Here is a 26,074-nt window from a genome sequence, read left to right as displayed (position 1 = left end):
TCCTATATCCTATGGAATGATCAGGTCGCAGCTTGCTCCCTCTTCTCCCCTCGGGGAAGGTGGCCCGAAGGGTCGGATGAGGGGGCCACACGGCACGCCATTCATTGCCCTTCGCTGCGCTCAGCGCATTCGCGGCTTCGCCGCTCACCCCCCTCATCGCCTCGCTATCGCTCCGGCACTTCTCCCCGCTGGGGAGAAGAGGACACCGCATTCGCCTCCCCAACTCTCGCCCTCATCACGGCCGATCGAGGTGAATGGTCACCCAGCCATTGCGCCATATGGTCCGCACATGGCGAAGCCTCGCGCCGCTATAGGCGGCGATCACCTTCCAGCGTTGCCCAGCAAGGATGCCGGAGAGAATGACCGATCCGCCAGGCGCAAGATGCGTCGCAAGCTTCGGCGCCATGCGGATCAGCGGCCGCGCGAGAATGTTGGCGATGATGAGATCGAAGGGACCATGCTCGGAAAAGGCCGTCGCATGAAAGCCCGGCGCGGTCCTGGTGACGATACCCGAGGCGATGCCGTTGCGGCGGACGTTCTCGGCCGCCACCTTCGTCGCGATCGGATCGATGTCGGTCGCCAGCACCGGTATGTTCCTGAGCTTGCGCACCGCAATCGCCAGTACGCCGCTGCCGGTGCCGAGATCGAGCGCGTTGCGGACCGGGCGCGAACGCACCACGCTATCGATCACCTCGAGGCAGCCCGCCGTCGTGCCGTGATGACCGGTGCCGAAGGCCTGGCCGGCATCGATCTCGATGGCGATGTCGCCGGGGCGGATCTTGTCGCGGTCATGCGATCCATGTACCAGGAAACGCCCCGCCCGAACGGGCTTCAGCCCCTCCAGCGATTTCACCACCCAGTCGATCTCGGGGATGACTTCCCGCTCCAGCCGGGCATCGGGGAAAGAGGCCTTCAATGCGTCCTCGACGCGGGATAGCACCTCAGCCTCGTCCTCGGCCATCATGTAGATCGAGGCTTCCCAGATATCCTTCTTCTCATCGATCTCGGTGGTGCCGATGGCAAAGTCTTCTTCACCGAAGACCGCGCTCAGAAGGTCGAGGATCTCCTCGGCCTTGGCTTCGGTCGTCGTCACGTAAAGGCGGATTTCACTCACGATAGGCGGTCTTTCCCGTTTCCGTTGCCCGCCGCCGATCGAGCCAACGCCCCATCACGCTGAAACTATCACCCCTTGCTGACGAGATTCTCCAGCTTCTTTACCGCCGTGTCCGGGTTTTCGCCATAGGCGATCGTTCCGGCAAACCGCCCGGCCGAATCGAGCAGGAAGACCGAAGCGGTGTGATCCATCGTATAGTCGCCGTTCGGATCCTTCTCGTCGACCGGCACCTTCTTGGCGTAGACGCGGAACCCCTTGACGACCTCGGCGATCTTATCAGGCGCACCTGAAATGCCGGTGATGCGCTCGGAAACATTGGAGACGTATTCGTTCATGATCTCGGGCGTGTCGCGCTCCGGATCGACGGTCACGAAATAGGCCTGCAGCTTATCGCCCTTCGGATCGACCTTCTCCATCCAGCCGTTCAGCTCGAAAAGTGTCGTCGGGCAGACTTCCGGGCAATGGGTGAAGCCGAAGAACAGCGCCGTCGGCTTGCCGCGCAGCGCCTCCTCGGTGATCGGCTGCCCGCTCTGAGAGACCAGGGTGAAGGGCACGCCGAAAGGCGCTTCCGCCACGACATTCTTCGACTTCGTCAGGTAGAGCGTGACCGCGCCAAGAAACCCGGCAAGTATCAGGACACCGACCCAGACGGCGATGCGGAATGTCTTCATTGGCATGATCCTCGATCCAGGCGGAGACGCGCGGCCCGCCCCTGCTGGCGTGATTATAGCCTCGAGCGGAGGCGCGCAATTCAAGAATATGTTTTCGAACCCGTGTTGAATTGTCTCACCGGTAGAAACTGCCACGGCAACCAAATCCGCCCCCAGGAATCTGCACGGATCAAAAATGCATGTGTTTGAAAAGCTTACTCTAGAGCGACGGCCATTCCGAAAATACATATCGTTAGGAAAGACTTAAGCCGTCACATCTATATTTAACGGCGGTTCTACATCGCCTCTCCCGCTGGGGACAACTGGGAAGAATTCTGACCATGAACAACAATAACGCCATCAAGCAGTCGGGCGCTTATCTCGAAATCGTTTCGTTCCACCTGGGCGATCAGGAATTCTGCATCGACATCATGGCCATCCGCGAAATCCGCGGCTGGGCGCCAGTGACACCGATGCCGCACACCCCGCCCTACGTCTTGGGTCTCATCAACCTGCGCGGCGCCGTGATCCCCGTCATCGACATGGCCTGCCGCCTCGGCATGAAGATGACCGAGCCTTCCGAGCGCTCGGCGATCATCGTCACCGACATCGCCGGCAAGCTGGTCGGCCTGCTGGTCGAGCAGGTTTCCGACATGATGACCATCAAGAGCGAAGACCTGCAGCCGCCGCCGGAAATCATCCCGGAGGCCCAGCGCGCCTTCTGCCGCGGCATCGTCGCGCTCGAAAAGACCATGGTCTGCTTCCTGAACCTCGACACGGTCATTGCCGATGAGCTGACACAGGCCGCCTGAGGATACTCATATCTTGAATTCGAAGGCCCGGCTCGTCCGGGCCTTTTTGATTTTAGGAATTGGGGAAGTAGTTTCGCCTCGCTTCGCGGCGTGGCACTTCCTCTCCTCCCTCATCTCTGTGCCTGTCACAGAGATCCAGCCACCGCGCGTCGGGCGCGGTGAATGACCTATTTGCCTCTATGGAAAGGTCTTCTCGCGCCCAAGGACTTGGGCGCCCTCATGCCTGTGACAAGCACAGGCATGAGGGCGCTGCCCAAACCCGGTGCACCTTGCGCCCTATTGCGGCTTCCCATTCTTCCAGACAACGCTCTGCCCGTAGAGCGGAATAGTCGAGATCGACATCTTCGCCGAACCGTCGGTCAGTTCGCGCGAATGGGCGAGATAAATCAGCGTGTCGTTGGTCTTGTCGTAGATACGGTTGACGACCAGCGTCTTCCAGATCAGCGACATGCCCTGGCGAAACACCTCGCTGCCGCCCTTGGACAGGTCGATATTACCGATCTCGATCGGCCCCGTCTGCCGGCAGGCAATGGAATTGTTGGACGGATCCTCGAACCAGTTGCCGTTCTTGAACCGGTCGATCAGGCTGCGGTCGAAATAAGTGACGTGGCAGGTTACGCCCTTGACGTCAGGGTCGGAGACCGCATCGACGATGATGTCGTTGCCGATCCAGTCGACCCCGACCTTGCCTACGACTTCGGCCGAGGCAGCACCTGTAGAGATGGCGGCGAAAGAGAAGGCGGCGAGGAGAAGATTGCGCAGTCTGGACATGGCGGCTCCCTGAATAATCCGCATTCTAGATAAGCACGCACCCATGCTTTGCAAGAAAACGACGTTTCCAGAAAGGGATCAGGCTTTTCGGCAGGTGCAGGGCTCGTAGGCCCGCGCCGTCAGCCGACCTGGCTTCATGCCGATCAATGCCGGTATGGCGTGGACGGCATGAGCCTTGACCGCCCTTGCCATCTCGATTGCAGCCGCTGCGCAGACGGCGGCATCTTCGGCGGCGTTGTGGTGCACGAAACGCAGGCCGAGATGCTCGGCGATCAGGTTCAGCCGGTGCGAGAGGAAATGCGGCCAGATCCGCTGCGCCATCTTCAGGCTGCAGAGATAGGTTAACTCCGGATAGGACTGCCGGTAGAGATCGAGGCTCGCCCGCCAGACGCTGAAATCGAAGGCGGCATTGTGCGCGATCATGGTCGCGCCGCGAAAATCCTCGTGAAACTCGTCCATCACCTCGGGAAACTCGGGCGCATCCTCGACATGCTCCGGCCGGATGCCGTGGATGGCAATGTTCATCCCGGAAAAGCGCATGTCTCGGGGCCGGATCAGCCGCTCCTCGACGCGCGTCACCCTGCCGTCCTCGATCCAGGCAAGCCCGACGGAACAGGCGCTGCCGCGCTGTTCGTTCGCCGTCTCGAAGTCAATCGCGATGGTCTTCAAATCAGCACCCGAATCATTTCTTCGGCCACAGAAATACCGTCCCGCTTCCGGCCACGCAAATCGATCCGACGCCCGGTTGACTTTTTACCCCGCATATCGAAACTTGTTGCCATGATCGGTTCCATGACCATGGCAGCGCTTATCCATCACACCACGACCCTTGCAGGGTACGCGGGAGCGATGGCGCGTTAGCAGCGATCCGATCATCCCGAAAACCCTGCCGAGGCGAGCAGGGTTTTCGCAAAGCCGGCTCTCCTCCTGAAACAAACGGAGAGCATGAATGTCCGAAAGCGAAGAGAATGAACCCCGAGCGAGCCTGCCGGATGGTGTCCTCGTGCGCGCCGTCCACCTGTCCGATGCGGAGGAGATCACCGATCTGATAAATCTGCCGGGCTACCGGGCCGGCACCTTACGGCCGCCGTACCAGCGGGTCGAAGAGGTTCGCAAATACATGGAAAACCCGTCGCCAGGCGCGCTCAACCTCGTCGTCACCCAAAATGGCAGGATCGTCGGAAATGGCGGCCTCAACCGCCTTTCCGGTCGCCGGCAGCACGTCGCCAGCATCGGCATGGGCGTGCATGACGACTTCACCGGCCGCGGTTTCGGGCGGATCCTGCTCGCCGCTTTTGTCGAGGCCGCCGACAACTGGCTCGATATCAAACGGCTGGAACTGACCGTCTACACCGATAACGACGTCGCCATCGGCCTCTACCGGAAATTCGGCTTCGAACAGGAAGGTCTGTTGAAGGCCTTCGGCTTTCGATCAGGCGAGTATGTCGACGCCTATACGATGGCGCGGCTCAGGTTATGAGCAAGCGGGGTTGGCGGCTTGCCGTCAGCCCCTCACCCGTTGATCAGTGCCAGCCATTCGTCCTCGTCCATCGTCTGCACACCGAGTTCGCGCGCCTTGTCGAGCTTGGAGCCGGCGCCGGGGCCGGCGACGACGATGTCGGTCTTCTTCGAGACCGATCCCGCCACCTTGGCGCCGAGGCTTTCCGCCCTCGCCTTCGCCTCGTCGCGGGTGAACTTTTCCAGCGAGCCGGTGAAAACCACGGTCTTGCCAGCAACCGGGCTGCCTGCCGTCTTTGGTTGTTCGGCCTCCTCGGGCGTCACTTCCTCAAGCAGTCGGGTGATCACCTCGACATTGCGCGGCTCCTTGTAGAATTCGACGATGGCGCGCGCCACGACCTCGCCGATACCTTCGATGGCGTTGAGATCGCTCCAGGCGTCGCCGGCAAGCGCCTCGGCCTCTCGCATTGCGGTTTCAAAGGCCGCATAGGTGCCATAGGAGCGCGCCAAAAGCTTCGCCGTGGTCTCGCCGACATGACGGATGCCGAGCGCGTAAATGAAGCGGTGGAGCGCGATGCTGCGCCGTTCGGTGATCGCCGCATAGAGCTTGCCGACGCTGACCTTGCCGAAGCCATCAATATTCTCCAGCTTGGTCAGCGATTGCTCCTGACGCTTCTCCAGCGTGAAGATATCCGGCGCGGTGCGGATCTGCAGCGACGCGTCCTCGTTTTCGAAGAAGAAGTCGATCTGCTTCGAACCGAGCCCTTCAATATCGAAAGCGTTGCGCGAAACGAAATGTTTCAGGTGCTCCGTCGCCTGCGCCCTGCAGATGAAGCCGCCGGTGCAGCGGGTGACGGAATCGAGCTTGCCGGTCTTCTCATGTCTTTCACGCACGGCATGCGAACCGCAGACCGGGCAGGTCTTCGGAAATTCATAAGGCCTGGCCTCGGCCGGGCGCTTCTCCATGACGACGTCGAGTACCTGCGGGATCACATCGCCGGCTCGCTGCACGATGACGGTATCGCCGATGCGGATATCGTGCTCGTCCTCGCGAATGCGCTCGCCGCTATTGCCGATACCCCTGATGTAATCCGCGTTGTGCAGCGTCGCATTGGTGACGACCACGCCGCCGACGGTGATCGGCGTCAAACGTGCGACAGGGGTCAGGGCGCCGGTGCGACCGACCTGAATGTCGATATTCTCGACGATCGTGAAAGCCTGTTCGGCAGGAAACTTATGCGCCGTCGCCCAGCGCGGCGAACGCGAGCGGAAGCCAAGCCGTGCCTGCAGTTCGAGGCTGTCGACCTTATAGACGACACCGTCGATGTCGTAGTCGAGATCCGGGCGCTTAAGGCCGATCTCGTCATAATGCGACAGGATGTCGGCGACCGAGTTCAGCCGTTTCATCAGCGGATTGACGGGAAAACCCCAGTCCTTGAAGGTCTGCACCATCCCAAATTGCGTATCTTCAGGCATCTCCGACATCTCGCCCCAGGCATAGGCGAAGAATTTCAGCTTGCGGCTCGCCGTCACCTTGGCGTCGAGCTGGCGCAGCGACCCGGCCGCGGTGTTGCGCGGATTGACATAGGTCTGCTTGCCTTCCGCCTCCATCTGCCGGTTCAGCGCCAGGAAGTCGCTCTTGGCCATATAGACTTCGCCGCGGATTTCCACGACGGCGGGCACGCCTTTCGGCAGCTTGTTGGGGATCTCGGCGATGGTGCGGATATTGGCGGTGACATTCTCCCCCGTCGTGCCGTCGCCGCGCGTCGCAGCCGTCGTGAGCCTGCCGTTCTCGTAACGGATCGACATCGAGAGGCCGTCGATCTTCGGTTCCGCAGTAAAGGCGATCGACTGGTCCGGCAGACGGCCGAGGAAACGATAGACGCCGGCGACGAAATCCTGCACGTCCTCCTGCGAGAAGGTGTTGTCGAGCGAAAGCATCGGCCGCGCGTGAACGACGGGCGCGAAGGTGACCGAGGGCGCTGCGCCGACATGCCGCGATGGGCTGTCTTCGCGAATCAGCTCGGGAAAACGCACTTCCAGCGCATCGTTGCGGCGCTTCAGCGCGTCGTAATCGGCATCCGAAATCTCCGGCCTGTCCTTGCCGTGATAGAGCGCATCGTGATGCGCGATCTCCTTTGCCAGCCGTTCGAGCTCGGCGGCAGCCTCTTCGATCGTCAACGTGTCGACGGTGGAACCTTCGGTGGACATGGAACATCACTCCAGAGAATCTGGCCAGAAAATCTGGATTGTTTTTAGAGCAAAATTGCCGGATGAAAAGAGAGGCTGGATATCCTGCATTGGGATGATTGGTCTACCCGGCCTATTCCCAATCCCTGGCGTTGCGCAGCCGGATGCCGCTGACATGCAGGCTGGTGTTCCAGAGGCCCTTCAACGGCCGCAGGCTATCGACCACCCGAAGCTCCACCCTGCGCGGCGCAAACTCCTGGCCGAGCCGCGAGATGGCGGTCCTCTCCAGGGGAATGACGCGTCTGCGGGCCACCCACATGCCCGCATCATCCAGATCCTCGAAGCTTTCTGCCGGCATCTCGTAACGGTGGATCGTCTCCGCTTCGAGCCTTTCCAGCCAACGGCGCTCGACGTAGGCGGCGGCGCGCCGGTCGCCGAGCCAGTGCCGCCGTTCGGCCTCCGGCGTATCGGCTGTCGCCCAGAGCAGGACGCGGGGGCAATCGCGCGGAAAGAGATACATGAAATCATGATCGGCATCGATTGCCCAGACGAGCGGACCGTTCAGCCATTCTCGGCCGGGCGCGCGGGCAGACGGGGCGCGAACCGGGCGTGGCTCGAACGCCGCAATACCGGAATCGTCGCTGAAATGGAAAAGCCGCATGGCATGAGCTCGCCGCCGATCAGGAAGCTTCAGCGCATATCGTGCTGCGGGGTGATTGTCATCCCGCCGGGCCGCGCGGAAAGAGCATCGGGAGAAAAATCAGCCGTTGCCGGCCAGGAGCCGCTTTGCCGCCGCCCTCGCCTCTTCGGTGACCGAAGCCCCGGCGAGCATACGGGCGATCTCTTCGGTGCGGTCCATCTGCGCCATCGTCGCGACGCGCGTGGCGATCTTTTCCGAACCGTCAGCCGACGGTCCCTTAGAAATCAAGAGATGTGTCGCCGCCCGCGCCGCGACCTGCGGCGCATGCGTGACCGACAGCACCTGCACCCGCTCCGACAGCCGCTTCAGCCGCTGACCGATCGCATCGGCCACCGCGCCGCCGACGCCGGTATCGATTTCGTCGAAGACGAGCGTCGGGGCCGATCCGCGATCGGCGAGCGCCACTTTCAGCGCCAGCAGGAAACGCGACAGCTCGCCGCCCGAGGCGACCTTCATGATCGAGCCCGGCCGCGTGCCGGGATTGGTCTGGACATGGAACTCGACGACGTCGACGCCTTCTGCCAACGCCTCGCCCGCATCCGTGGTGATCTCGACCATGAAACGGGCGCGTTCGAGTTTCAACGCAGGCAGCTCGGCCATGACGGCCCCAGCCAATGCTGTGCCGGCATGATGGCGCTTGTCTGACAGCGAGCGCGCCGCCGCATCGTAATTTTCCCGCGCTAGGCCGACCTCGGCGTCGAGCCGCGCAAGCCGCTCCTCGCCCGCATCGAGATCGGCAAGATCGGCGATCATACGGACGGCAAGCGCCGGCAGCTCGGTGACGGGCACCGAATATTTGCGCGAGGCGGCCCTGAGCGCGAAAAGACGCTCCTCCACCCGCTCCAGCTCCCTGGGATCGTATTCGGTCTTGCGCAGTGCCGCCTCGACTTCCATCTGCGCGTTGGAAAGCTGGTCGAGCGCGGCATCGAGCAGCGTCACGGTGTCTTCGAGCAGTCCCGGCGCCTCATGGCTCTTGCGCTCCAACCGGCGCACCAGCGATGCGATATGGGGCACCGGCGAGGCATTGCCGTTCAGGAATTCGGACGCCTCGGCGATATCGCCGGCGATTCGCTCGGCTTTCATCATCTTCTGCCGGCGATCGGCGAGCTCTTCCTCCTCGCCGTCCTGCGGCGAAAGCTTCTCGAGTTCCTCGACGGAAGAGCGCAGATAGTCGGCTTCGCGCGCCGCACTTTCCACCTTCTCGCGGTGCTTCTTCAGCGTCCGCTCGCTGTCACGCCACAGGCGATAGAGCCGGGAGACCTCCGAAACCTCGTCGGTCAGGCCGGCAAAGGCATCGAGCAGGGTTCGGTGGGCATTGGTATCGACAAGGGCGCGATCGTCGTGCTGACCGTGGATTTCGACCAGCATCTGACCGGCTTGGCGCATCAGTTGCACGCTGACCGGCTGGTCGTTGACATAGGCCTTGGTGCGCCCATCCGCCGATTGCTGGCGGCGGAAGATCAGGTCGCCCTCGTCGTCGATGCCGTTTTCACGCAGGAGGGTGCGGGCGCCGTGTTCCATGCCGACGTCGAACACCGCCGTCACCTGGCCCTTGTCCTCGCCATGGCGCACCAGGCCGCCGTCGCCGCGCCCACCGAGCGCCAGCGACAGGCTGTCGAGCAGGATGGATTTGCCCGCTCCGGTCTCGCCCGTCAGCACGGAGAGGCCGGTCTCGAAGGCAAGATCCAGCCGCTCGATCAGGACGATATCGCGGATCGAAAGCTGGATCAGCATTGGCCTCAGGAACCGAGAAGAAGTTTCTTGCCCGCAGCCGCGATCCACGAGCCCTTGTTTTCACGCGGCTCGGCACCGCCGCTCTGCAGCAGCTTGTAGGAATCAGCGTACCACTGGCTGTCGGGATAATTGTGACCGAGAACGGCAGCGGCTGTCTGCGCCTCGTCGACGATGCCCATGGCGTAATAGGCTTCGACGAGACGCGCCAAGGCCTCTTCGATCTGGTTCGTGTTCGGATATTTCTCGACGACGATGCGGAAGCGCGAGATCGCGGCGAGATATTCCTTCCGCTCCATGTAGTAGCGGCCGATCTGCATTTCCTTGCCGGCGAGCTGGTCGCGCGCAAAGCGGATCTTGGCCTGTGCGTCGTCGACATATTCGGAGTTCGGATAGTTGTCGATGACGGCCTGCATCGCCTCGATCGTCTTGGCCGAGGCGCGCTGGTCCTGCGTCACGTCGACGATCTGCTTGGAATAGGTGAGACCGATGATATACTGCACATAGGCGGCATCCTGGGACTTCGGATATTGCGACATATAGCGGTTGCCGGAAGCAAGCGCATCGTCCAGGCGGCCTTGGCGGTATTTGACGAAGGTGCTCATCACAAGCGCCTTGCGCGCCCACTCGGAGAACGGGTTCTCGCGGTCGATCGCGTCGAATTTGCGCCCCGCTTCCGCCATGTTGCCGGCCTTCATATTGGCAAGGCCCTGGGTGTAGAGCACGTCGGGCGGATCGGTTTCGAGGCCGAGCTTGGTGATGTCGATATCGGGGTCCGACTGGCAACCGGAGATCAAGGCGCCTGCGCTGAGCACCAGAAGCGATGCGAACAAAGCGCGCGCTGTCTTCATCATACCTTCAGATCCTGCATAACCCATTCGAAAGAACCCCACTGCTGCCGCTCTCTCCACGGCAGCCACGCCTCGCCGGCGTTTCTAGCCACAAATGTGCATCAAGAGCAACGCAATGATAAGGCATTAACGCATTTTTGTGGCAGCAGCCGCAGAAATGACGGCCTTTTCAACTTCTTCCCGACCTGTGGCGGCCAAGCATCGGCCTATTGCCGCAGACGCGGCCGAACATAAAAAAACCGCCTCCGGGAAAGAGGCGGCCTGGTCTTGAGAATATGCTGGAGGTCATGCCGACCAGGGAGCGAATTCCGAAGCGCTGACTGCAATCAGTTCGCGGGCAGCGACGCGCTGGCGCGGCGTCGACGTCTCCACAACCTCGTAGGCTGAGGGATCGGCGAGCAGCGCCTTCAGCGCATTGGCATTCATCTTGTGACCGCCGCGATAGGAGCGGTAGCAGCCGATGAACTGGGCGCCGGCAAGCGACAGATCGCCGACGGCATCGAGCGTCTTGTGGCGGACGAATTCGTCCTTGGCGTAACGCAGCCCTTCGACGTTGATGACGGTGTTGTCGTCCGAGATGACGACGGAGTTTTCGAGTGAAGAGCCGAGCGCGTGGCCCGACGCCCAGAGACGCTCGACATCGCGCATGAAACCGAAGGTGCGGGCGCGGGAAAGCTCGGCCTTGAAGACGGCGGCGGTCATGTCGCCGGCCCATTTCTGCCGGCCGATCAGCGGGCAATCGAAATCGATCTCGACTTCGAAGCGCGTGCCGTCATAGGGGCGGAATTCGCTCCAGGAGCCGCCATGTTCGATTCGCACCGGCTTGGTGATCCGGATATAGCGGCGCTTGACGCCTAGCGAGACGAGACCGACCTGCTCGATCGCCTCAACGAAGGGCAGCGAGCTGCCGTCCATGATCGGCATTTCGGAGCCCTGCACCTCGATCACCACATTATCGAGGCCGAGCGCATAGACGGCGGCCATGACATGCTCGATCGTCGCGACCGAATGGGCAGGCGAGAAGCCGAGTACGGTGCAGAGGTCGGTATTGCCGACCTGCGAGGAAACGGCCTTGAGTTCGGTGATGTCGCCATTGTCATGCAGGCGCTGGAAAACGACGCCGGTGCCCGATTCGGCCGGGTTCAGGGTGATCGAAACGTCAGCGCCCGAATGGACCCCGATGCCCGAAAGCGTCACGGGACGCGATACCGTCGTTTGAAAACCCAGCAAGCCAATTGCCATAAATTCTGCCTTTATTCTTCCGCACCGGCGGTCTGTCCGATCGGCGCGGTCATCGTTTATTCTGCAGCTGGAGCCTGTCGAAAGGTCTCCTGGGGCAGTTTCGTTGCACCATACTTACGTGCGCCGGCGCTCCAATCCAAATCACTGTTTCTTTCGCTTTGTTACGAAGTCACGCGATTGAAATCATTTGCGAATCACGGGCGAAAAAACAGCAATGCCCGGGACCTTGATCCCGGGCATGAGAGGTGCCGAAACACGGCCTCAGTTCGACTGGCGACGCAGGAATGCCGGGATTTCCAGCTGGTCGTCTTCCTGCATCATCCGGGCCTGCGGAACCGCGCGACCCTGGTCGTCGAGGTTGCCGCGACGCGGTGCGTAGAGGCTTGCCTCCGGCGACAGCGGACGGCGCTGCTGCGAAGCGGCCGGCGGTGCTGCGGTCATATCGGCGGCAACGGCGTCGTCGTCGCGGCGGCCAAGCGAATTGGTGATTCGCTTGAGCAGACCCATCGGACCGCGCTCTTCCGCCGCATGTGCGGAAGCCGGCTGCGCCCGGTGGTCGAGTTCGGCCTGAACGACGGGCGGGAAATCCTCGACCTTCGGCATGCGCATCGGTTCGGGCGCCTGGCGGATGGTCGGCTCCTGCCGGACGGGCTGCTGCTGGACCGGCTGGCTGATGACCGGCTGGCTTATGGCGGGCGCCGGAGCCTGCTGCTGTACCTGAGGACGCATTGCCGGAGCTTCCGGTGCAGGCGCGAAGATCTTGCTCTGCGGACGGAAGGTTTCCTGCTGTGCCGCCGGCTGCTGCAGCGGTGCGGCAGCACGCGGAGCCGGAATTTCGAGCTCGCGTTCCATCTCGGCTTCGCGGATGGTCTGCGCGATCGGATCCATGGCCTTCGGTGCCTGCATCACGGGGGCAGGCTGAAGTGCGGCCGCTGCCGGAGCAACAGCCGCGGAAGGACGGATAGCAGGCTTTGCGGCCGGCTGGAAGCTGCGCTCGGCGGCTTCGTTCATCGCCCTGTCGATGCCGGTTGCGACGACCGAGACGCGGATGATGCCTTCGAGCGATTCGTCGAAGGTGGCGCCGAGGATGATGTTGGCGTCCGGATCGACTTCCTCGCGGATGCGTGTCGCGGCTTCGTCGACTTCGAAGAGCGTGAGGTCGCGACCGCCGGTGATGGAGATCAGCAAGCCTTGAGCGCCCTTCATCGAGGTTTCGTCGAGCAGCGGGTTGGCGATCGCAGCCTCTGCAGCCTGCAGTGCGCGGCCGGAGCCGGAGGCTTCGCCGGTGCCCATCATCGCGCGGCCCATCTCGCGCATCACCGAGCGGACGTCGGCGAAGTCGAGGTTGATGAGGCCTTCCTTGACCATCAGGTCGGTAATGCAGGCAACGCCCGAATAGAGAACCTGGTCAGCCATGGCGAAGGCATCGGCGAAGGTCGTCTTGTCGTTGGCAATGCGGAAGAGGTTCTGGTTCGGAATGACGATCAGCGTATCGACAGACTTCTGCAGTTCCTGGATGCCCATCTCGGCCAGGCGCATGCGGCGCCCGCCTTCGAAATGGAACGGCTTGGTGACGACGCCGACCGTCAGGATGCCCTTGTTGCGGGCCGCCTGTGCGACAACTGGAGCAGCACCTGTGCCGGTGCCGCCGCCCATGCCGGCGGTGACGAAGCACATATGCGTGCCGTTCAGGTGATCGACGATCTCGTCGATGCACTCCTCGGCGGCCGCACGGCCGACTTCCGGCTGCGAGCCGGCACCGAGGCCTTCGGTGACGTTGACGCCGAGCTGGATGATGCGCTCGGCCTTCGTCATCGTCAGCGCCTGCGCATCCGTGTTGGCGACGACGAAGTCGACGCCCTGGAGGCCGGCGGTAATCATGTTGTTGACGGCATTGCCGCCACCGCCGCCAACGCCGAACACGGTGATGCGCGGCTTCAGCTCTGTGATGTCAGGCTTTTGCAGCTTGATGGTCATGGTACCTGTTCCTTCTCTCTCTGGCCGCATCGCCACGCCGGCCAATTACGCAAATTTCAGAAGCTTTCCTTCAGCCACTGGCCCATGCGGGCTATGCGGCTGTTATTTCCCCCAAGCGACATGAGCAGACCGCTCTGTGACGCATGTGTCTCCATGTCCGCGACCTGCGGATAGATCATCAGGCCGACGGCCGTCGAAAAGGCCGGGCCCTTGGCCGCCGTCGGCAACCCCGAGACGCCCATCGGGCGGCCGATGCGGACGTTGCGGGCAAGGATGCGCCGCGCCACATCGGCAAGGCCGGTCAACTGGCTCGCCCCGCCGGTCAACACAACGCGCTTGCCGACGATCGGGCTGAAACCGGAGCGCTGGATCCGGTCGCGGATCAGTTCCATCGTCTCCTCGATACGGGCCGATACGATGCGCGAGACCAAGGCCCGCGGCACCTGCGACGGCTGGTCACGATCGTCCTCGCCGATCGGCGGGATCGAGATCAGCTCGCGCTCGTCGGAGGAATTCGAAAGCGCCGAGGCATGCACGACCTTCAGACGCTCCGCATCCTCGATGCGGGTCGAAAGGCCGCGCGCCAGGTCGGTGGTGACGTGATGGCCGCCGAGGCCGACGGCATCCGTATGAACGAGCTTGCCTTCGGCAAAGACTGAGATCGTCGTCGTGCCGCCGCCCATGTCGATTGCCGCGCAGCCGAGCTCGACCTCGTCGTCGACGAGAGCCGCAAGGCCTGATGCATAGGGCGTCGCAACGATGCCCTCGACCGACAGATGCGCGCGGTTGACGCTAAGCTCGAGGTTCTTCAGCGCCGAGCGCTCCGCCGTTACCACATGCATGTCGACGCCGAGTGCATCGCCATACATCGCCAGCGGATCGCGGATGCCGCGCTCGCCGTCGAGCGAGAAGCCGGTCGCCAGCGAATGCAGCACCGAACGGTCCTGGCGCAGCGACTGCTGGCAAGCGGCCGACAGCACCTTCTTCAGATCGTTGAGCTCGACTTCCTGGCCACCGAGATCGATCGTCGCGGTGTAGATATCGCTGCCGAGCCGGCCGGCCGTCAGGTTGACGATCAGGCTTTCGACGGTCAGCCCCGCCATGCGCTCGGCCGCATCAACGGCGAGACGGATGACGCCTTCCAGCGCGTCGAGATCGGCGATGACGCCGGTCTTGATGCCACGGGAACGCTGGTGGCCGATACCGATGATCTCGATATTGTGCGTGCGGCCCGGCAGGATCTGGCTTTCCTCGCGCGGTGTCAGCCGGCCGATCATGCAGACGACCTTGGTCGAGCCGATGTCGAGCACGGAAACGACATGTGACCGCTTCGACGAAAGCGGCTTCAGGCGCGGCAATCCGAAATGGGATGAACCGAACAAGCTCATATATTCTGCCCCGCCTTCTTCAATTCCTTCGTACGCTCCGTCACTGCCGTCTGCCTGCGGATCGCCGCCTCCGGCGTCAACTGGATCGCGGTTCTGTCGGCCAGCCTGAGATCGACTGCGGCAATGTCCCGCTCCAGGAGCTGATGCTCCTTGTCGAACTTCGAAAGCGTCGCCAGCGCCTGGTCGATACCGTCTTCCGGCAGCTTGACGACGACGCCGTTGTCCATATGCAGGTCCCAGCGACGGCCGGATATCCAGACATAGGCCTTCACGCGGGCCTTCACGTCGGGCCACTTCGAGAAGGCTTCGTCGAGCGAAGCCGCCGCCGTTTCGGCATCGCGGCCGACGACGAGCGGCAGCGCCGAAAACTTGTTGTCGCGTAGCGGCGCAATGACGCTGCCGTTCTTCTCGATCAGGGAAAGCTCCTGCCCGTGCTGCCAGATCGCATAGGCCTGGCGCTCCTTGAGCTTCACCTCGATCGTCTTCGGATAAATCTTGCGGACCTCGACATTTTCGACCCAGGGAAGATGCGCGATCTTCCTGCGGGCGGCATCGACGTCGAGGGCGACCAGCGAGGTCGTGCCGTCAAGTCCGATCAACTGCAGGATCTCGATTTCGGAGGTCTCCGAATTGCCGGAGACCTTGACGTCCTCGATCGCAAAACCCGCGGCCGTCGTCGTCGCCTGCGCCACGGCTTCCGTGTGGCCGCCGAGCGACATGCCGTAAAGCCCCGTCGCAGCCAGGAAGGCGAGCGCCGAGACCGTGCCCGTATGAACAGGAATGTAGATGCGACCGCTGCAGAGGCTGATCAGAAAGCGCGTGACCCGGCGCAATGGTCGCGGCAGCACGAACCGCTCTTCGGCCTCCACGATCGGAAGCACGGCATGATGGCTGGGGCGCCCTATCCTCTTGACCGTCAACGCAAACAAGACGCGTCCTCCACCATCCACCGGAGAAACTGACCAAAGGAATAGCCGGCATGACCGGCCATTTCGGGCACGAGCGAGGTTGGAGTCATCCCTGGCTGGGTATTGACCTCCAGCCAGATGATTTCGCCGTCTTCGGAGAAACGATCGTCGTAACGAAAGTCGGACCGACTGACGCCGCGACAACCGATTGCCTGATGCGCCCTTAGGGACAATGTTTGTATTTTTTGGTAAATATTCGGTGAAATTTTCGCGGGGATGACGTGTTTTGAACCGCCCGCCGCATACTTGGAGTCGTAATCATAAAAATTGTGTCCCTGCGGCACCACTTCCGTGACACCGAGCGGAGTTTCACCCATGACGCCGCAGGTGAGTTCGCGACCGTAAACATAGCGCTCGACGATCACTTCCTCGCCGTAACGCCACTCGGGCGAGCTGACGATCTGCGGCGGATGGGCCTGATCTTCCGTGACGATGACGACGCCGAAGCTCGACCCCTCGCGGACGGGCTTCACCACATAGGGCGGCTTCATCGGATGCGTCGGAGGAAAGGCGAAACGGTTGACCACCTGCGATTCGGCGACCGGAATGCCCGCGGCAGCAGCGACACGCTTCGCCTTGGCCTTGTCCATCGCCAGCGCTGAGGCAAGAACGCCAGAATGCGTATAGGGGATTTCGAGATATTCGAGGATGCCCTGAATGGTGCCGTCCTCGCCGAACGGGCCGTGAAGCGCATTGAAGACGACATCGGGCTTCAGCGCCGCGAGTTTTTCGGAAACGTCGCGCGCCACGTCGATGCGCGTCACGTCGAAGCCCTCTGCCTGGAGAGCTTCTGCGCAAGCCTTTCCCGAGGAAAGGCTGACAGGCCTTTCCGAGGAAAATCCGCCCATCAGGACAGCAACATGCTTGCGACTCATCAACACCCCCGAAAAATAACTTCCATTTTCGAAATCGACGCTTGCGCGAAGCTGTCTGCGCCGTTTCAGCCTTTGTCCGACCTGAGTGCAGTAGAGCATCATTATGGTTAATGAAGTGTTTACTTTCGTTAACTTCGTCTTGCCGCGCCCTTGATTTTTTAACCTTCTCTTCTTCGCGATTGCCATATCGAAGATGCCGCCGATCCGCGAAAATAGAAAAACCCGCACAGAAAAACCGCGCGGGCTCAATGAGTTAGATTAGTTTCTTGCAGTCAGTCGGCGTCGTCGAGGAACTTCCATACGAGCCCGCCGAGCGCGCCACCCGCAATCGGCGCAATCCAGAACAGCCAGAGCTGCTGCAGCGCCCAGCCGCCGACGAAAAGCGCCTGGCCGGTGGAACGCGCCGGATTGACCGAGGTATTCGTCACAGGGATAGCGACGAGATGGATCAGCGTCAGCCCGAGGCCGATCGCAAGCGGCGCGAAGCCCGCAGGCACCCGGCTGCTGGTCGACCCCAAGATGATGATCAGGAAGAACATGGTGAGCAGCACTTCGATCAGCAGCGCCGAAAGCAGTGAATAACCGCCCGGAGAATGATCGCCATATCCGTTGGCGGCAAAGCCGCCGAGTTCGAAACCCGCCTTGCCGCTTGCGATGAGATAAAGCAGCGCCGCCGCGGCGATGGCGCCGACAACCTGCACGACGATATAGGGAACGAGGCGCCCCGCCGGAAACCGTCCGGCAACCGTAAGGCCGAGCGAGACGGCGGGATTGAAATGACCGCCCGAAATGCCGCCCACGGCATAGGCCATGGTGAGCACGGTCAGACCGAACGCAAAGGCCACGCCGACAAAACCAATCCCAAGCTCGGGATAGGCCGCGGCTAGCACGGCGCTACCGCATCCGCCGAAGACCAGCCAGAACGTCCCGAGAAACTCAGCAACTAGACTCTTTTGCATGCTCGCCCCCTTAACCTCAACCAAGAGTTCAAATGAATCCGTTACAATTCGATTCCGGTCAAGCGCGTGGACATTGCCGCGGCAAGCTTCACGCAAGGATCGAGAAACGGGTGGAGAGGAGTAGGTGCGGCGAGGATTGAAAGTGTTAGAGTGTCCTTTGTACGTCCGGAAGGACGCACGGCGCTCTAACGTCACGGCTTTTTATTGATGCCGTGGGCACTTCCGGGTAACCGGAACACTCACGGCAAAACGGGAACAGATCATGCGATGCCTCATTACCGGCGCAGCCGGCTTTGTCGGTGGGCCACTCGTCGAAAGACTGCATGGAGAGCGGATATGCGAGCTTGCGGTGACGACGCGATCTGCAGCCGCCAGCTTCCCGACATCTGTGCGGCATTTCCCCATCGAGTTAACAAGCAAAACCGATTGGACAGCGGTTCTCGAAGGTATCGATGTCATCGTCCATCTCGCCGCTCGTGTTCACATCATGAACGACCGCGCAGCCGATCCGCTTGCGGAATTTCGCCGGATCAACACCGTCGCCACGTTGAACCTCGCCGAACAAGCCGCCCGCGCAGGCGTAAAAAGGTTCGTCTTCATCAGCAGTATCAAGGTCAATGGCGAGGAGAACGATCGGCCCTTCCGACATGACGATACGCCAATGCCGATCGATCCCTATGGCATCTCGAAGCTGGAAACTGAAATCGGGCTGCATGAAATCGCCGCCCGAACAGGCATGGAAGTCGTGGTCATTCGCCCGCCGCTCGTTTATGGACCCGGCGCGAGGGGCAATTTCGCCCTGCTCGTCGGACTTGTCAGGAAGAAGATACCGCTCCCTTTCGCGTCGCTGAAGAACCGCCGGACACTGGTCGCGCTTCCAAATCTCGTCGATCTGATCATCGCCGGAATGAAGCATCCGGGTGCTACCGGCCAGACCTTTCTCGCAGGCGATGGAGAAGATCTTTCGACTCCCGGGCTTATCGAAGGGATTGCTGCAGGGCTGGGTGTCAAACCGATGCTGCTCCCCTTCCCCCCAGCGCTGTTGCAAATGGGCGCGAGGGTCACGGGAAAGAGCGCCGTCTACCAGCGTCTTTGCGGTTCCCTGCAGGTCGATATATCCCATGCCCGCGACGTGCTCGGCTGGTCGCCTCTCGTCACGCCGCGGGAAGGCCTGAAGCTTGCAGTGACGTAAACCGTTATTCGCTCGTCACACCGTGGAACGGACGCACCTCACGACCGGGCATGAAGACGCCGAGGCGTTTGATTTCCCATTCGAGCTTGATGCCGTCTTTTTCGAAGACCTCGCGACGCACCTGTTCGCCGAGATATTCGAGATCATAGCCGGTTGCCTGCCCCATGTTGATCATGAAGTTGCAGTGAAGCGACGACATCTGTGCTCCGCCGATGACGAGACCGCGGCAGCCTGCCTCGTCAATCAGTTTCCAGGCCGAATGACCAGCCGGGTTCTTGAAGGTCGAGCCGCCGGTCTTTTCGCGTACCGGCTGCACCGTCTCGCGATGGTTGCGCACGGCGTCCATCTCGGCGCGGATCTGCGCGCGCTCTTCCGGATAGCCCTCGAACAGCACGGAGGTAAAGATCAGATCTGTGGATGCGGTCGAATGGCGATAGGAATAGCCCATCTCGGCATTGGAAAGCACATGCTTGTCGCCCTTGCGGTCGACCGCATGGACCTCGATCAGCCGCTCCCGCGTCTCCACACCGTTGGCGCCGGCATTCATGCGCGCAGCGCCACCGATGCCGCCCGGAATGCCGTAGAAGAAATGGAAGCCGCCGATGCCGTTGTCCATCGCCATCGCCGCCAGATGCTTATCAGGGCAGATGGCGCCGGCCAGGATGCGGTTTTCACCGGCAAGCTCGACGAAGCCGAACCCCTTGGCCGACAGGCGCAGCACGACGCCGGGAATGCCGCCGTCGCGCACCAGGATGTTGGAGCCGACGCCGACCACCGTCAGCGGTACCTCTTCCGGCAATATCTTCAGGAAAGCGATGAGATCGTCGACGTCATGCGGCTGGAACATCAGCTCGGCCAGGCCGCCGGCCCTGAACCAGGTGACGCGGTCCATCGGGGCATCCGGCGTGATACGGCCGCGGATATCCTTTACACCGTCTCCGAGAGACGCGAGAAGCTTTTCCCCATTCACCTGTTTCATACGGACTTTCCCGATAGGCCTTCCAATTGCTTGGGCAGCGCCGCCGCCCAGGATGTGATGCTCCCAGCCCCCAACAGAACCACGAAATCACCTGGCTTTGCAACCTCAGCGACCATCTGCGGCAAAAGCTCCGCGGAGGTCAGAAAGCGGGCGTCGCGATGGCCGCCGGATTTGATGCGCGAAACCAGCGAAACCGAATCGATACCCTCGATCGGATCCTCGCCCGCCGCATAGACGGGTGCCAGAAAGATGCTGTCGGCATCGTTGAAGCAGGCGGCGAATTCCTCGAACAGGCTCGCAAGACGGCTATAGCGGTGCGGCTGGTGGACCGCGATGACGCGCCCCTCGCAGGATTCTCGGGCGGCGCGCAGCACCGCCTTGATCTCGACCGGATGATGGCCGTAATCGTCGAAGATCTGCACCCCGTTCCACTCGCCGGTCAGCGTGAAGCGGCGCTTGACGCCGCCGAAGGAGGCAAGCCCCTTGGCGATATCTGCGCTCGATATGCCGAGCCGGTTGGCAACGGCAATCGCGGCCGTGGCGTTGGAGATATTATGCCGTCCGGGCATCGGCATGACCAGCCCCTTGAGTTCGATCACCTGGCCGGTGCGGCGGCGGCGGATTTCGACGTCGAAGATCGAGCGCGTGCCGTCGATGCGCACATTCTTGAAGCGCACATCCGCCTGCGGGTTCTCGCCATAGGTGATGATCTTGCGGTCCTCGATGCGGCCGACCAGCGACTGCACTTCGGGATGGTCAAGGCACATGACCCCGAAGCCGTAGAACGGCACGTTCTCGACGAACTGCCGGAAGGCGGCGCGCACGGCGTCGAAATTGCCGTAATGGTCGAGATGTTCCGGGTCGATATTGGTGATGACCGCGACATCGGCCGGAAGCTTCAGGAATGTGCCGTCCGATTCGTCGGCCTCGACCACCATCCACTCGCCCTCGCCCATGCGGGCATTGGTGCCGTAGGCATTGATGATGCCGCCATTGATGACGGTCGGGTCCAGCCCGCCGGCTTCGAGCAGCGCGGCGACCAGCGAGGTGGTCGTCGTCTTGCCATGCGTGCCGCCGATGGCGATTGCATTGCGGAAGCGCATCAGCTCGGCGAGCATTTCGGCGCGGCGCACCACCGGCAGCAGCTTTTCGCGCGCGGCGATGAGCTCCGGATTGCTCTTCTTGATCGCCGTCGAGACGACGACGACTTCGGCCTCACCTAGGTTTTCGGCCCGGTGGCCGACGAAGACCTCGATGCCCTTGTCGCGCAGGCGTTGGACATTGGCGCTGTCGGCCTGGTCCGATCCCTGCACCTTGTGGCCGAGATTGTGCAGCACCTCGGCAATACCGCTCATACCGATGCCGCCGATGCCGATGAAATGGACGAGACCGATCGTCTTCGGCAGTTTCATGCGCGTGTCCTCTTGAATTCCGCAATTGTCCGTCTGGCGGCAATAGCCTCAACCATGTCGGCAAGCAAGTTCGCGGCATCGGGTTTCCCGGCGAGTTTCGCCGCCGCCGCCATGTGCGAAAGCTTTTCCGGATCGTTCATCACAGCCGTCAGGATCGCCGCGATCTTCTCCGGCGAAAGCTCCGACTGGGCGATCACCTTCGCCCCGCCGGTCGCAGCGAGTGCCGCCGCATTCGCCGCCTGGTCGTGATCGAGAGCGTGCGGGTAAGGCACGAGCACGGCAGGCCGGCCGATCACGGAGATTTCCGAAACCGTCGAGGCGCCCGAACGGCAGATGACGAGATGCGCCCTCGCCAGCCTCTCGGCCATGTCGGTAAAGAAGGGTGCGATATCCGCTCCCATCTCCAGCTTGGCGACGCAGCCGCTGACCATCTCCATGTCCTCGGGACGCACCTGCTGAGTGATGCGCAGACGCACGCGAAGCGCGTCGTCGAGTAGGCTGATCGCCGTCGGCAGCGCCTTGGAGAAATATTGCGCGCCCTGGCTGCCGCCGAAGACGACGAGATTGAAAGCCTCGCCCGCATGCGACGGCGTGTAAGGCACCTCGGCCGCGGCGATGATCGCCGGGCGGACCGGATTGCCTGTCGTCACCGTCTTGTCCGGAAAGGCAGCGCCTCCCTCCGGCAGGAAACCGCCGGCAATGGCCTGCACGCGGGTTGCCAAGGCCTTGTTGGCGCGTCCCATCACCGCGTTCTGCTCGTGGATCATCGAGGGCACGCCGAGCCGGGTGGCGGCAAGCAGCGGCGGCACGGTGGGATAACCGCCGAAACCGACGACGATGACCGGCTGCAGCCGCTGGATCAGCTTCTTTGCCGCCCGCATGCCGCTCCAGAGCGTCCATAGCGAGCGGGCGACAGCAACCGGGTTCTTCGAGCCGATCGTCGCCGACGGCACGACATGGATTTCCTCGGCCGGGAACTTGCCGGCATACCGCTCGGCCCGGCTGTCCGTTACGAGATGCACCGAATAGCCGCGCTCCTTCAGCTTGAAAGCCAGCGCCTCCGCCGGGAACACATGGCCGCCGGTTCCCCCGGCGGCAAGCAGCACGATGCCTTTGCTCATGGTCTTCTACTCCGCCGGCATGCCGTGCGGGACACGGAAGAGGCTCCTGTCCTGTGCGCGTTTTTCCGGTCGATGGCGCGTCAGCGCCAGAATGAAGCCGGCGGTGACGCAGATCGCCACCATAGACGAGCCGCCATAGGAAATCAGCGGCAGCGTCATGCCCTTTGCCGGCAGCAGTTCGAGATTGACGCCGATATTGATGATCGACTGGATGCCCATCTGCAGCACCAGGCCGGCGACAGCGAAGCGGTTGAAGTCGTTCCGCTCGCGATAGGCATGCGAGAGGCCGCGCAGCACCAGCACGGTAAACAGCGCGACGAGCGCCATGCAGAAGACGATGCCGAACTCCTCGGCCGCGACCGAGAAGATAAAGTCGGTATGCGCATCCGGGATAATGCGCTTGACGATGCCTTCGCCCGGTCCCTGGCCGAACCAGCTGCCGCGAATGATCGCCTCGCGCGCGGTGTCGATCTGGAACGTATCACCCTCGCCGGTCATGAACTTGTCTATTCGGCCGGCGACGTGCGGAAAGACGTAATAGGCACTGAGCAGGCCGCCGGCGCCGCCGATGCCGAGCAGCATGATCCAGATCCATGGCATGCCGGCCATGAAGAACATCCCGCCCCAGACGGCCGTGGTCAGGATCGTCTGGCCAAGATCCGGCTGCGCGACGAGAAGGGCCGCGACGATGCCGAACAGAATGATGGCAAAGAGATTGCCGGGGATCTCCGGCTGGCGCGCGTGTTCGGCAAACAGCCAGGCGCAGACCACGACGAAGGCGGGCTTCATGAATTCCGAGGGTTGGATGGAAAGGCCGGCGATCCAGATCCAGCGCCTGCCACCCTTGACCTCCTGCCCGACGAACAGCACCAGCACCATCATGGCGACCGAGATGATCAGGATCAGAATTGCGGTTCGCCGCACCTGGCGTGGCGTCAGGAACGACAGCCCGAGCATGACGCCGATCGAAGGGATCATGAAGGCCGCATGGCGCTTGACGAAGTGGAAGGGCTCGAGCCCGATGCGTTCGGCGACCGCAGGAGATGCCGCAAACGACAGCATGAAGCCGATGCCCATCAGGAAGATGAACATTGCCAGGAAGAAGCGGTCGATGGTCCAGAACCAATCGGCCAGAGGCCCACGTTCCGCGCGGCTTACCATGTCATTTCTCTCCTGTTGCCGGACCGATCAGCATCGCAATACCGTCAAGCGCCGCCACGTGGCCGACGAAGGCTTCGCCCCTGACTTCGAAGTTCTTATACTGGTCGAAGCTTGCGCAAGCCGGGGATAACATCACGGCCGAAGCAGCGCTCTCGTCGCGTTCGGCATCGGCGGCCGCATGCGCGACGGCGCGCTCCAGCGTGCCCGAGATCTCGTAAGGCACGGCCTCGCCGAGCGTCGCGGCGAATTCCGCCGCAGCCTCACCGATCAGATAGGCCTTGGCGATGCGCGGAAAATAGGGAGCAAGCGTCGTGATCCCGCCAGTCTTCGGCAAGCCGCCGGCGATCCAATAGATGCGATCATAGCTCGAAAGAGCCGGCGCTGCGGCATCGGCATTGGTCGCCTTGGAATCGTTGACGAAAACGACGCGGCCACGCTGCCCGACCGGCTGCATGCGGTGCTTGAGGCCGGGAAACGAGGCAAGACCGGTGCGGATGTCGTCGGCGAAAACCCCGACGGCGAGGCAGGCGGCGACGGCTGCGGCGGCGTTCTGCGCATTATGGCTGCCGCGCAGCGTCTGGATGCCGTCGAGATCGGCGAAGGGCAGCATGGCGCCGCCGGCGGCCTGGATGAGTTTGGTGCCCTCGGCATAGATGCCGTCGGCCAGCACATTGCGGCGCGAAATACGGACCACCTTGACGCCTGCCCGCTCGACACGGTCGGCAATCAGCGCCGAATGGCTGTCGTCGACGCCGACGATCGCGACATCGCTGCCGGCGACCAGCCTTTCCTTGATATCGGCATAATGCTGCATGGTGCCGTGACGGTCGAGATGATCGGGCGTCAGGTTGAGCAGGATGCCGGCAGACGGGTCCAGTGTCGGCGCCAGATCGATCTGGTAAGAGGAGCATTCGACGACGTAATAACGCTCGGCCTTCGGCGGATCGAGCGTCAGCACGGCAGTGCCGATATTGCCGCCGAGCTGCGTGTCGTAGCCTGATGATTTCAGGATATGGGCGATCAGCGCCGTCGTGGTCGACTTGCCGTTGGTGCCGGTTATGGCGATGAAAGGACAATCCGGCGCATGGGCGCGGCGCTCGCGCACGAAGAGCTCGACGTCGCCGACGATATCGACGCCGGCCGCCCGCGCCAGATCGACGGTCCAATGCGGCTTCGGATGGGTGAGCGGCACGCCGGGCGACAGCACGAACAGCGCCTGCTGGCTCCAGTCGATGCTGTGCAGGTCTTCGGTCCTGATGCCTTCGGCAGCGGCCTTGGCGACACTGTCGGGATTGTCGTCCCAGGCGGTCACCTCGGCACCGCCGGATATCAGCGCCCGGGCGGTGGCAAAGCCGGAGCCGCCGAGCCCGAAGAGCGCGACCTTCCTGTCCTTGAGCGTCGTGACCGGGATCATCGCCGCCTCACCGGAGCTTCAGCGTCGAAAGGCCGAGCATCGCAAGGCCGACGGCGACGATCCAGAAGCGGATTACCACCTGGCTCTCGGTCCAGCCCTTCTTCTCGAAGTGATGATGGATCGGCGCCATCAGGAAGACGCGCCGGCCGGTCATTTTGAAGAAACCGACCTGGATGATGACCGACAGCGTCTCGATGACGAAGAGGCCGCCGATGATTGCCATGACGATCTCGTGTTTGGTGGCGACGGCGACAGTGCCGATCGTGCCACCGAGTGCCAGCGACCCCGTGTCGCCCATGAAGATGGCGGCCGGCGGTGCGTTGAACCAGAGAAAGCCGAGGCCGGCGCCAATGACGGCGCCGAGCACGACGGCGAGTTCGCCGGTGCCTGGCACGAAATTGATCTGCAGGTAATTCGCAAACACCACGTTGCCCGCGAGATAGGCGATGACGCCGAAGGAGGCGGCGGCGATCATCACAGGCACGATGGCAAGCCCGTCAAGGCCGTCGGTCAGATTGACGGCATTGCCGGCGCCGACGATGACGAAGCCGCCGAAGACGACGAACATGATGCCGATATTGATCATGAAGTCCTTGAAGAAGGGAAAGGCGATCGAGGAGCCGAAGGTCGAGCCGGCAATCCCCGAGGCAAGGGCGGTGCGCATCATGAAATAGACGGCGATGCCGGCGATGACGAATTCGATACCGAGACGCGCCTTGCCGGAAAAGCCCATATGGCTCTGCTTCGTGACCTTGAGATAATCGTCGTAGAAGCCGATCGCTCCGAAGCCCAGCGTCACCAGCAATGTGGCGACGACATAGACATTGGAAAGATCGGCCCAGAGCAGCGACGCGCCGACGATGCCGGCAAGGATCATCAGCCCGCCCATGGTCGGCGTACCGGCCTTCTTGAAATGCGTCTGCGGTCCGTCGGCTCGGATCGGTTGGCCCTTGCCCTGCCGGACGCGCAGCGAATTGATGATCGTCGGCCCGAACAGGAAGACGATCAGCGCTGAGGTGAAGAGAGCGGCCCCTGTGCGGAAGGTAATATATCTGAACAGGTTCAGAAATTTGAAATATTCCGACAGTTCGACAAGCCAGATCAGCATT

General features: G+C 62.3%; 23 protein-coding genes. 3 read left to right on the top strand and 20 right to left on the bottom strand.

The genetic code is table 11. The features are described 5' to 3' along the window. Positions 1 to 235: 235 nt before the first annotated feature. The gene (locus V8P77_RS03300) at positions 236 to 1,114 is read right to left on the bottom strand and encodes a 50S ribosomal protein L11 methyltransferase (RefSeq protein ID WP_335910674.1); all 879 of its coding nucleotides are present in this window, start codon (positions 1,112 to 1,114) and stop codon (positions 236 to 238) included. A gap of 68 nt (positions 1,115 to 1,182) precedes the next feature. Beyond that, on the bottom strand, positions 1,183 to 1,785 hold the full coding sequence (locus V8P77_RS03295; RefSeq protein WP_335910715.1) for an SCO family protein: 603 nt from the start codon (positions 1,783 to 1,785) through the stop codon (positions 1,183 to 1,185). Positions 1,786 to 2,105: 320 nt separating this feature from the next. On the opposite strand from V8P77_RS03295, the gene V8P77_RS03290 reads away from it, so the two are divergent. Next, a complete protein-coding gene (locus V8P77_RS03290; RefSeq protein WP_003541378.1) occupies positions 2,106 to 2,576 on the top strand; it encodes a chemotaxis protein CheW in 471 nt (156 codons plus the stop codon). Positions 2,577 to 2,852: 276 nt separating this feature from the next. Here V8P77_RS03290 and V8P77_RS03285 read toward each other — a convergent pair whose 3' ends face one another. Both V8P77_RS03285 and V8P77_RS03280 read right to left on the bottom strand, forming a co-directional pair. Continuing rightward, complete coding sequence (locus V8P77_RS03285; RefSeq protein ID WP_335910673.1) at positions 2,853 to 3,347, bottom strand: CreA family protein; 495 nt, start codon at positions 3,345 to 3,347, stop codon at positions 2,853 to 2,855. 78 nt (positions 3,348 to 3,425) lie between these two features. After that, positions 3,426 to 4,016 carry a 3'-5' exonuclease gene (locus V8P77_RS03280; RefSeq protein ID WP_335910672.1) on the bottom strand — a complete coding sequence of 197 codons (591 nt, stop codon included), beginning with the start codon at positions 4,014 to 4,016 and terminating at the stop codon, positions 3,426 to 3,428. Between the two features lie 280 nt (positions 4,017 to 4,296). Between V8P77_RS03280 and V8P77_RS03275 the strand changes: the two genes are divergently transcribed. Next, positions 4,297 to 4,827: a GNAT family N-acetyltransferase gene (locus V8P77_RS03275; RefSeq protein ID WP_335910671.1), complete on the top strand. Its 531-nt coding sequence runs from the start codon at positions 4,297 to 4,299 to the stop codon at positions 4,825 to 4,827. Between the two features lie 32 nt (positions 4,828 to 4,859). On the opposite strand, the gene ligA is transcribed toward V8P77_RS03275, so the two are convergent. The 10 genes from ligA to aqpZ all read right to left on the bottom strand — a co-directional run bounded on the left by ligA (position 4,860) and on the right by aqpZ (position 17,686). Then, a complete protein-coding gene (ligA, locus tag V8P77_RS03270) occupies positions 4,860 to 7,016 on the bottom strand; it encodes an NAD-dependent DNA ligase LigA (protein ID WP_335910670.1) in 2,157 nt (718 codons plus the stop codon). Positions 7,017 to 7,128: 112 nt separating this feature from the next. Then, positions 7,129 to 7,656, bottom strand: a complete 528-nt coding sequence (locus tag V8P77_RS03265) for a DUF6886 family protein (protein WP_335910669.1) — start codon at positions 7,654 to 7,656, stop codon at positions 7,129 to 7,131. Between the two features lie 99 nt (positions 7,657 to 7,755). Continuing rightward, positions 7,756 to 9,429: a DNA repair protein RecN gene (recN, locus tag V8P77_RS03260; RefSeq protein WP_335910668.1), complete on the bottom strand. Its 1,674-nt coding sequence runs from the start codon at positions 9,427 to 9,429 to the stop codon at positions 7,756 to 7,758. A gap of 5 nt (positions 9,430 to 9,434) precedes the next feature. Further along, entirely contained in the window at positions 9,435 to 10,304 is an 870-nt protein-coding gene (locus V8P77_RS03255) for an outer membrane protein assembly factor BamD (protein WP_335910667.1), read from the bottom strand. A 258-nt stretch (positions 10,305 to 10,562) separates the two neighbouring features. Next, on the bottom strand, positions 10,563 to 11,519 hold the full coding sequence (gene lpxC, locus V8P77_RS03250; protein WP_020050823.1) for a UDP-3-O-acyl-N-acetylglucosamine deacetylase: 957 nt from the start codon (positions 11,517 to 11,519) through the stop codon (positions 10,563 to 10,565). Between the two features lie 261 nt (positions 11,520 to 11,780). After that, positions 11,781 to 13,496 (bottom strand): cell division protein FtsZ, encoded by a 1,716-nt coding sequence (ftsZ, locus tag V8P77_RS03245; RefSeq protein WP_335910665.1) that lies wholly within the window; start codon positions 13,494 to 13,496, stop codon positions 11,781 to 11,783. A gap of 56 nt (positions 13,497 to 13,552) precedes the next feature. Then, the gene (gene ftsA / locus V8P77_RS03240; RefSeq protein ID WP_003561012.1) at positions 13,553 to 14,884 is read right to left on the bottom strand and encodes a cell division protein FtsA; all 1,332 of its coding nucleotides are present in this window, start codon (positions 14,882 to 14,884) and stop codon (positions 13,553 to 13,555) included. Further along, positions 14,881 to 15,813 (bottom strand): cell division protein FtsQ/DivIB, encoded by a 933-nt coding sequence (locus V8P77_RS03235; RefSeq protein ID WP_335910659.1) that lies wholly within the window; start codon positions 15,811 to 15,813, stop codon positions 14,881 to 14,883. The genes ftsA and V8P77_RS03235 overlap by 4 nt, the downstream gene beginning before the upstream one ends. Further along, entirely contained in the window at positions 15,801 to 16,727 is a 927-nt protein-coding gene (locus V8P77_RS03230) for a D-alanine--D-alanine ligase (RefSeq protein WP_335910714.1), read from the bottom strand. The genes V8P77_RS03235 and V8P77_RS03230 overlap by 13 nt, the downstream gene beginning before the upstream one ends. Before the next feature lie 272 nt (positions 16,728 to 16,999). Then, on the bottom strand, positions 17,000 to 17,686 hold the full coding sequence (aqpZ, locus tag V8P77_RS03225) for an aquaporin Z (protein ID WP_335910658.1): 687 nt from the start codon (positions 17,684 to 17,686) through the stop codon (positions 17,000 to 17,002). 262 nt (positions 17,687 to 17,948) lie between these two features. Between aqpZ and V8P77_RS03220 the strand changes: the two genes are divergently transcribed. Further along, the gene (locus tag V8P77_RS03220; RefSeq protein ID WP_335910656.1) at positions 17,949 to 18,878 is read left to right on the top strand and encodes a UDP-glucose 4-epimerase family protein; all 930 of its coding nucleotides are present in this window, start codon (positions 17,949 to 17,951) and stop codon (positions 18,876 to 18,878) included. Positions 18,879 to 18,882: 4 nt separating this feature from the next. Here the strand turns inward: V8P77_RS03220 and murB are convergent, their stop codons facing one another. From murB to mraY, 6 genes are read right to left on the bottom strand one after another with little or no spacing between them, the layout of a single operon-like run. Then, the gene (gene murB / locus V8P77_RS03215; protein ID WP_335910655.1) at positions 18,883 to 19,857 is read right to left on the bottom strand and encodes a UDP-N-acetylmuramate dehydrogenase; all 975 of its coding nucleotides are present in this window, start codon (positions 19,855 to 19,857) and stop codon (positions 18,883 to 18,885) included. Next, entirely contained in the window at positions 19,854 to 21,269 is a 1,416-nt protein-coding gene (murC, locus tag V8P77_RS03210) for a UDP-N-acetylmuramate--L-alanine ligase (protein WP_335910654.1), read from the bottom strand. The genes murB and murC overlap by 4 nt, the downstream gene beginning before the upstream one ends. Next, positions 21,266 to 22,390 carry an undecaprenyldiphospho-muramoylpentapeptide beta-N-acetylglucosaminyltransferase gene (gene murG / locus V8P77_RS03205; RefSeq protein WP_335910653.1) on the bottom strand — a complete coding sequence of 375 codons (1,125 nt, stop codon included), beginning with the start codon at positions 22,388 to 22,390 and terminating at the stop codon, positions 21,266 to 21,268. Before murG ends, murC begins: the two co-directional genes overlap by 4 nt. A gap of 6 nt (positions 22,391 to 22,396) precedes the next feature. Next, positions 22,397 to 23,551 (bottom strand): putative lipid II flippase FtsW, encoded by a 1,155-nt coding sequence (ftsW, locus tag V8P77_RS03200; protein WP_017988955.1) that lies wholly within the window; start codon positions 23,549 to 23,551, stop codon positions 22,397 to 22,399. Position 23,552: 1 nt separating this feature from the next. Further along, on the bottom strand, positions 23,553 to 24,965 hold the full coding sequence (murD, locus tag V8P77_RS03195) for a UDP-N-acetylmuramoyl-L-alanine--D-glutamate ligase (protein WP_335910650.1): 1,413 nt from the start codon (positions 24,963 to 24,965) through the stop codon (positions 23,553 to 23,555). A 7-nt stretch (positions 24,966 to 24,972) separates the two neighbouring features. Next, positions 24,973 to 26,073: a phospho-N-acetylmuramoyl-pentapeptide-transferase gene (gene mraY / locus V8P77_RS03190; protein WP_130729266.1), complete on the bottom strand. Its 1,101-nt coding sequence runs from the start codon at positions 26,071 to 26,073 to the stop codon at positions 24,973 to 24,975. Between the last annotated feature and the right edge of the window lies 1 nt (position 26,074).

Source organism: Rhizobium aouanii, assembly GCF_037002925.1.
Classification (GTDB): Bacteria; Pseudomonadota; Alphaproteobacteria; order Rhizobiales; family Rhizobiaceae; genus Rhizobium; species Rhizobium aouanii.
The sequence above is the reverse complement of the archived record's forward strand: the minus strand, read 5'-3'. Positions and strand labels throughout refer to the sequence as shown.

Coding starts and splice junctions, on each gene's coding strand:
- V8P77_RS03295 (WP_335910715.1), bottom strand. CDS start 1,785: ATGAAGACATTCCGCATCGCCGTCTGGGTCGGTGTCCTGATACTTGCC.
- V8P77_RS03290 (WP_003541378.1), top strand. CDS start 2,106: ATGAACAACAATAACGCCATCAAGCAGTCGGGCGCTTATCTCGAAATC.
- V8P77_RS03285 (WP_335910673.1), bottom strand. CDS start 3,347: ATGTCCAGACTGCGCAATCTTCTCCTCGCCGCCTTCTCTTTCGCCGCC.
- V8P77_RS03275 (WP_335910671.1), top strand. CDS start 4,297: ATGTCCGAAAGCGAAGAGAATGAACCCCGAGCGAGCCTGCCGGATGGT.
- ligA (WP_335910670.1), bottom strand. CDS start 7,016: ATGTCCACCGAAGGTTCCACCGTCGACACGTTGACGATCGAAGAGGCT.
- V8P77_RS03265 (WP_335910669.1), bottom strand. CDS start 7,656: ATGCGGCTTTTCCATTTCAGCGACGATTCCGGTATTGCGGCGTTCGAG.
- recN (WP_335910668.1), bottom strand. CDS start 9,429: ATGCTGATCCAGCTTTCGATCCGCGATATCGTCCTGATCGAGCGGCTG.
- V8P77_RS03255 (WP_335910667.1), bottom strand. CDS start 10,304: ATGGGTTATGCAGGATCTGAAGGTATGATGAAGACAGCGCGCGCTTTG.
- lpxC (WP_020050823.1), bottom strand. CDS start 11,519: ATGGCAATTGGCTTGCTGGGTTTTCAAACGACGGTATCGCGTCCCGTG.
- ftsZ (WP_335910665.1), bottom strand. CDS start 13,496: ATGACCATCAAGCTGCAAAAGCCTGACATCACAGAGCTGAAGCCGCGC.
- ftsA (WP_003561012.1), bottom strand. CDS start 14,884: ATGAGCTTGTTCGGTTCATCCCATTTCGGATTGCCGCGCCTGAAGCCG.
- V8P77_RS03230 (WP_335910714.1), bottom strand. CDS start 16,727: ATGAGTCGCAAGCATGTTGCTGTCCTGATGGGCGGATTTTCCTCGGAA.
- aqpZ (WP_335910658.1), bottom strand. CDS start 17,686: ATGCAAAAGAGTCTAGTTGCTGAGTTTCTCGGGACGTTCTGGCTGGTC.
- V8P77_RS03220 (WP_335910656.1), top strand. CDS start 17,949: ATGCGATGCCTCATTACCGGCGCAGCCGGCTTTGTCGGTGGGCCACTC.
- murB (WP_335910655.1), bottom strand. CDS start 19,857: ATGAAACAGGTGAATGGGGAAAAGCTTCTCGCGTCTCTCGGAGACGGT.
- murC (WP_335910654.1), bottom strand. CDS start 21,269: ATGAAACTGCCGAAGACGATCGGTCTCGTCCATTTCATCGGCATCGGC.
- murG (WP_335910653.1), bottom strand. CDS start 22,390: ATGAGCAAAGGCATCGTGCTGCTTGCCGCCGGGGGAACCGGCGGCCAT.
- ftsW (WP_017988955.1), bottom strand. CDS start 23,551: ATGGTAAGCCGCGCGGAACGTGGGCCTCTGGCCGATTGGTTCTGGACC.
- murD (WP_335910650.1), bottom strand. CDS start 24,965: ATGATCCCGGTCACGACGCTCAAGGACAGGAAGGTCGCGCTCTTCGGG.
- mraY (WP_130729266.1), bottom strand. CDS start 26,073: ATGCTGATCTGGCTTGTCGAACTGTCGGAATATTTCAAATTTCTGAAC.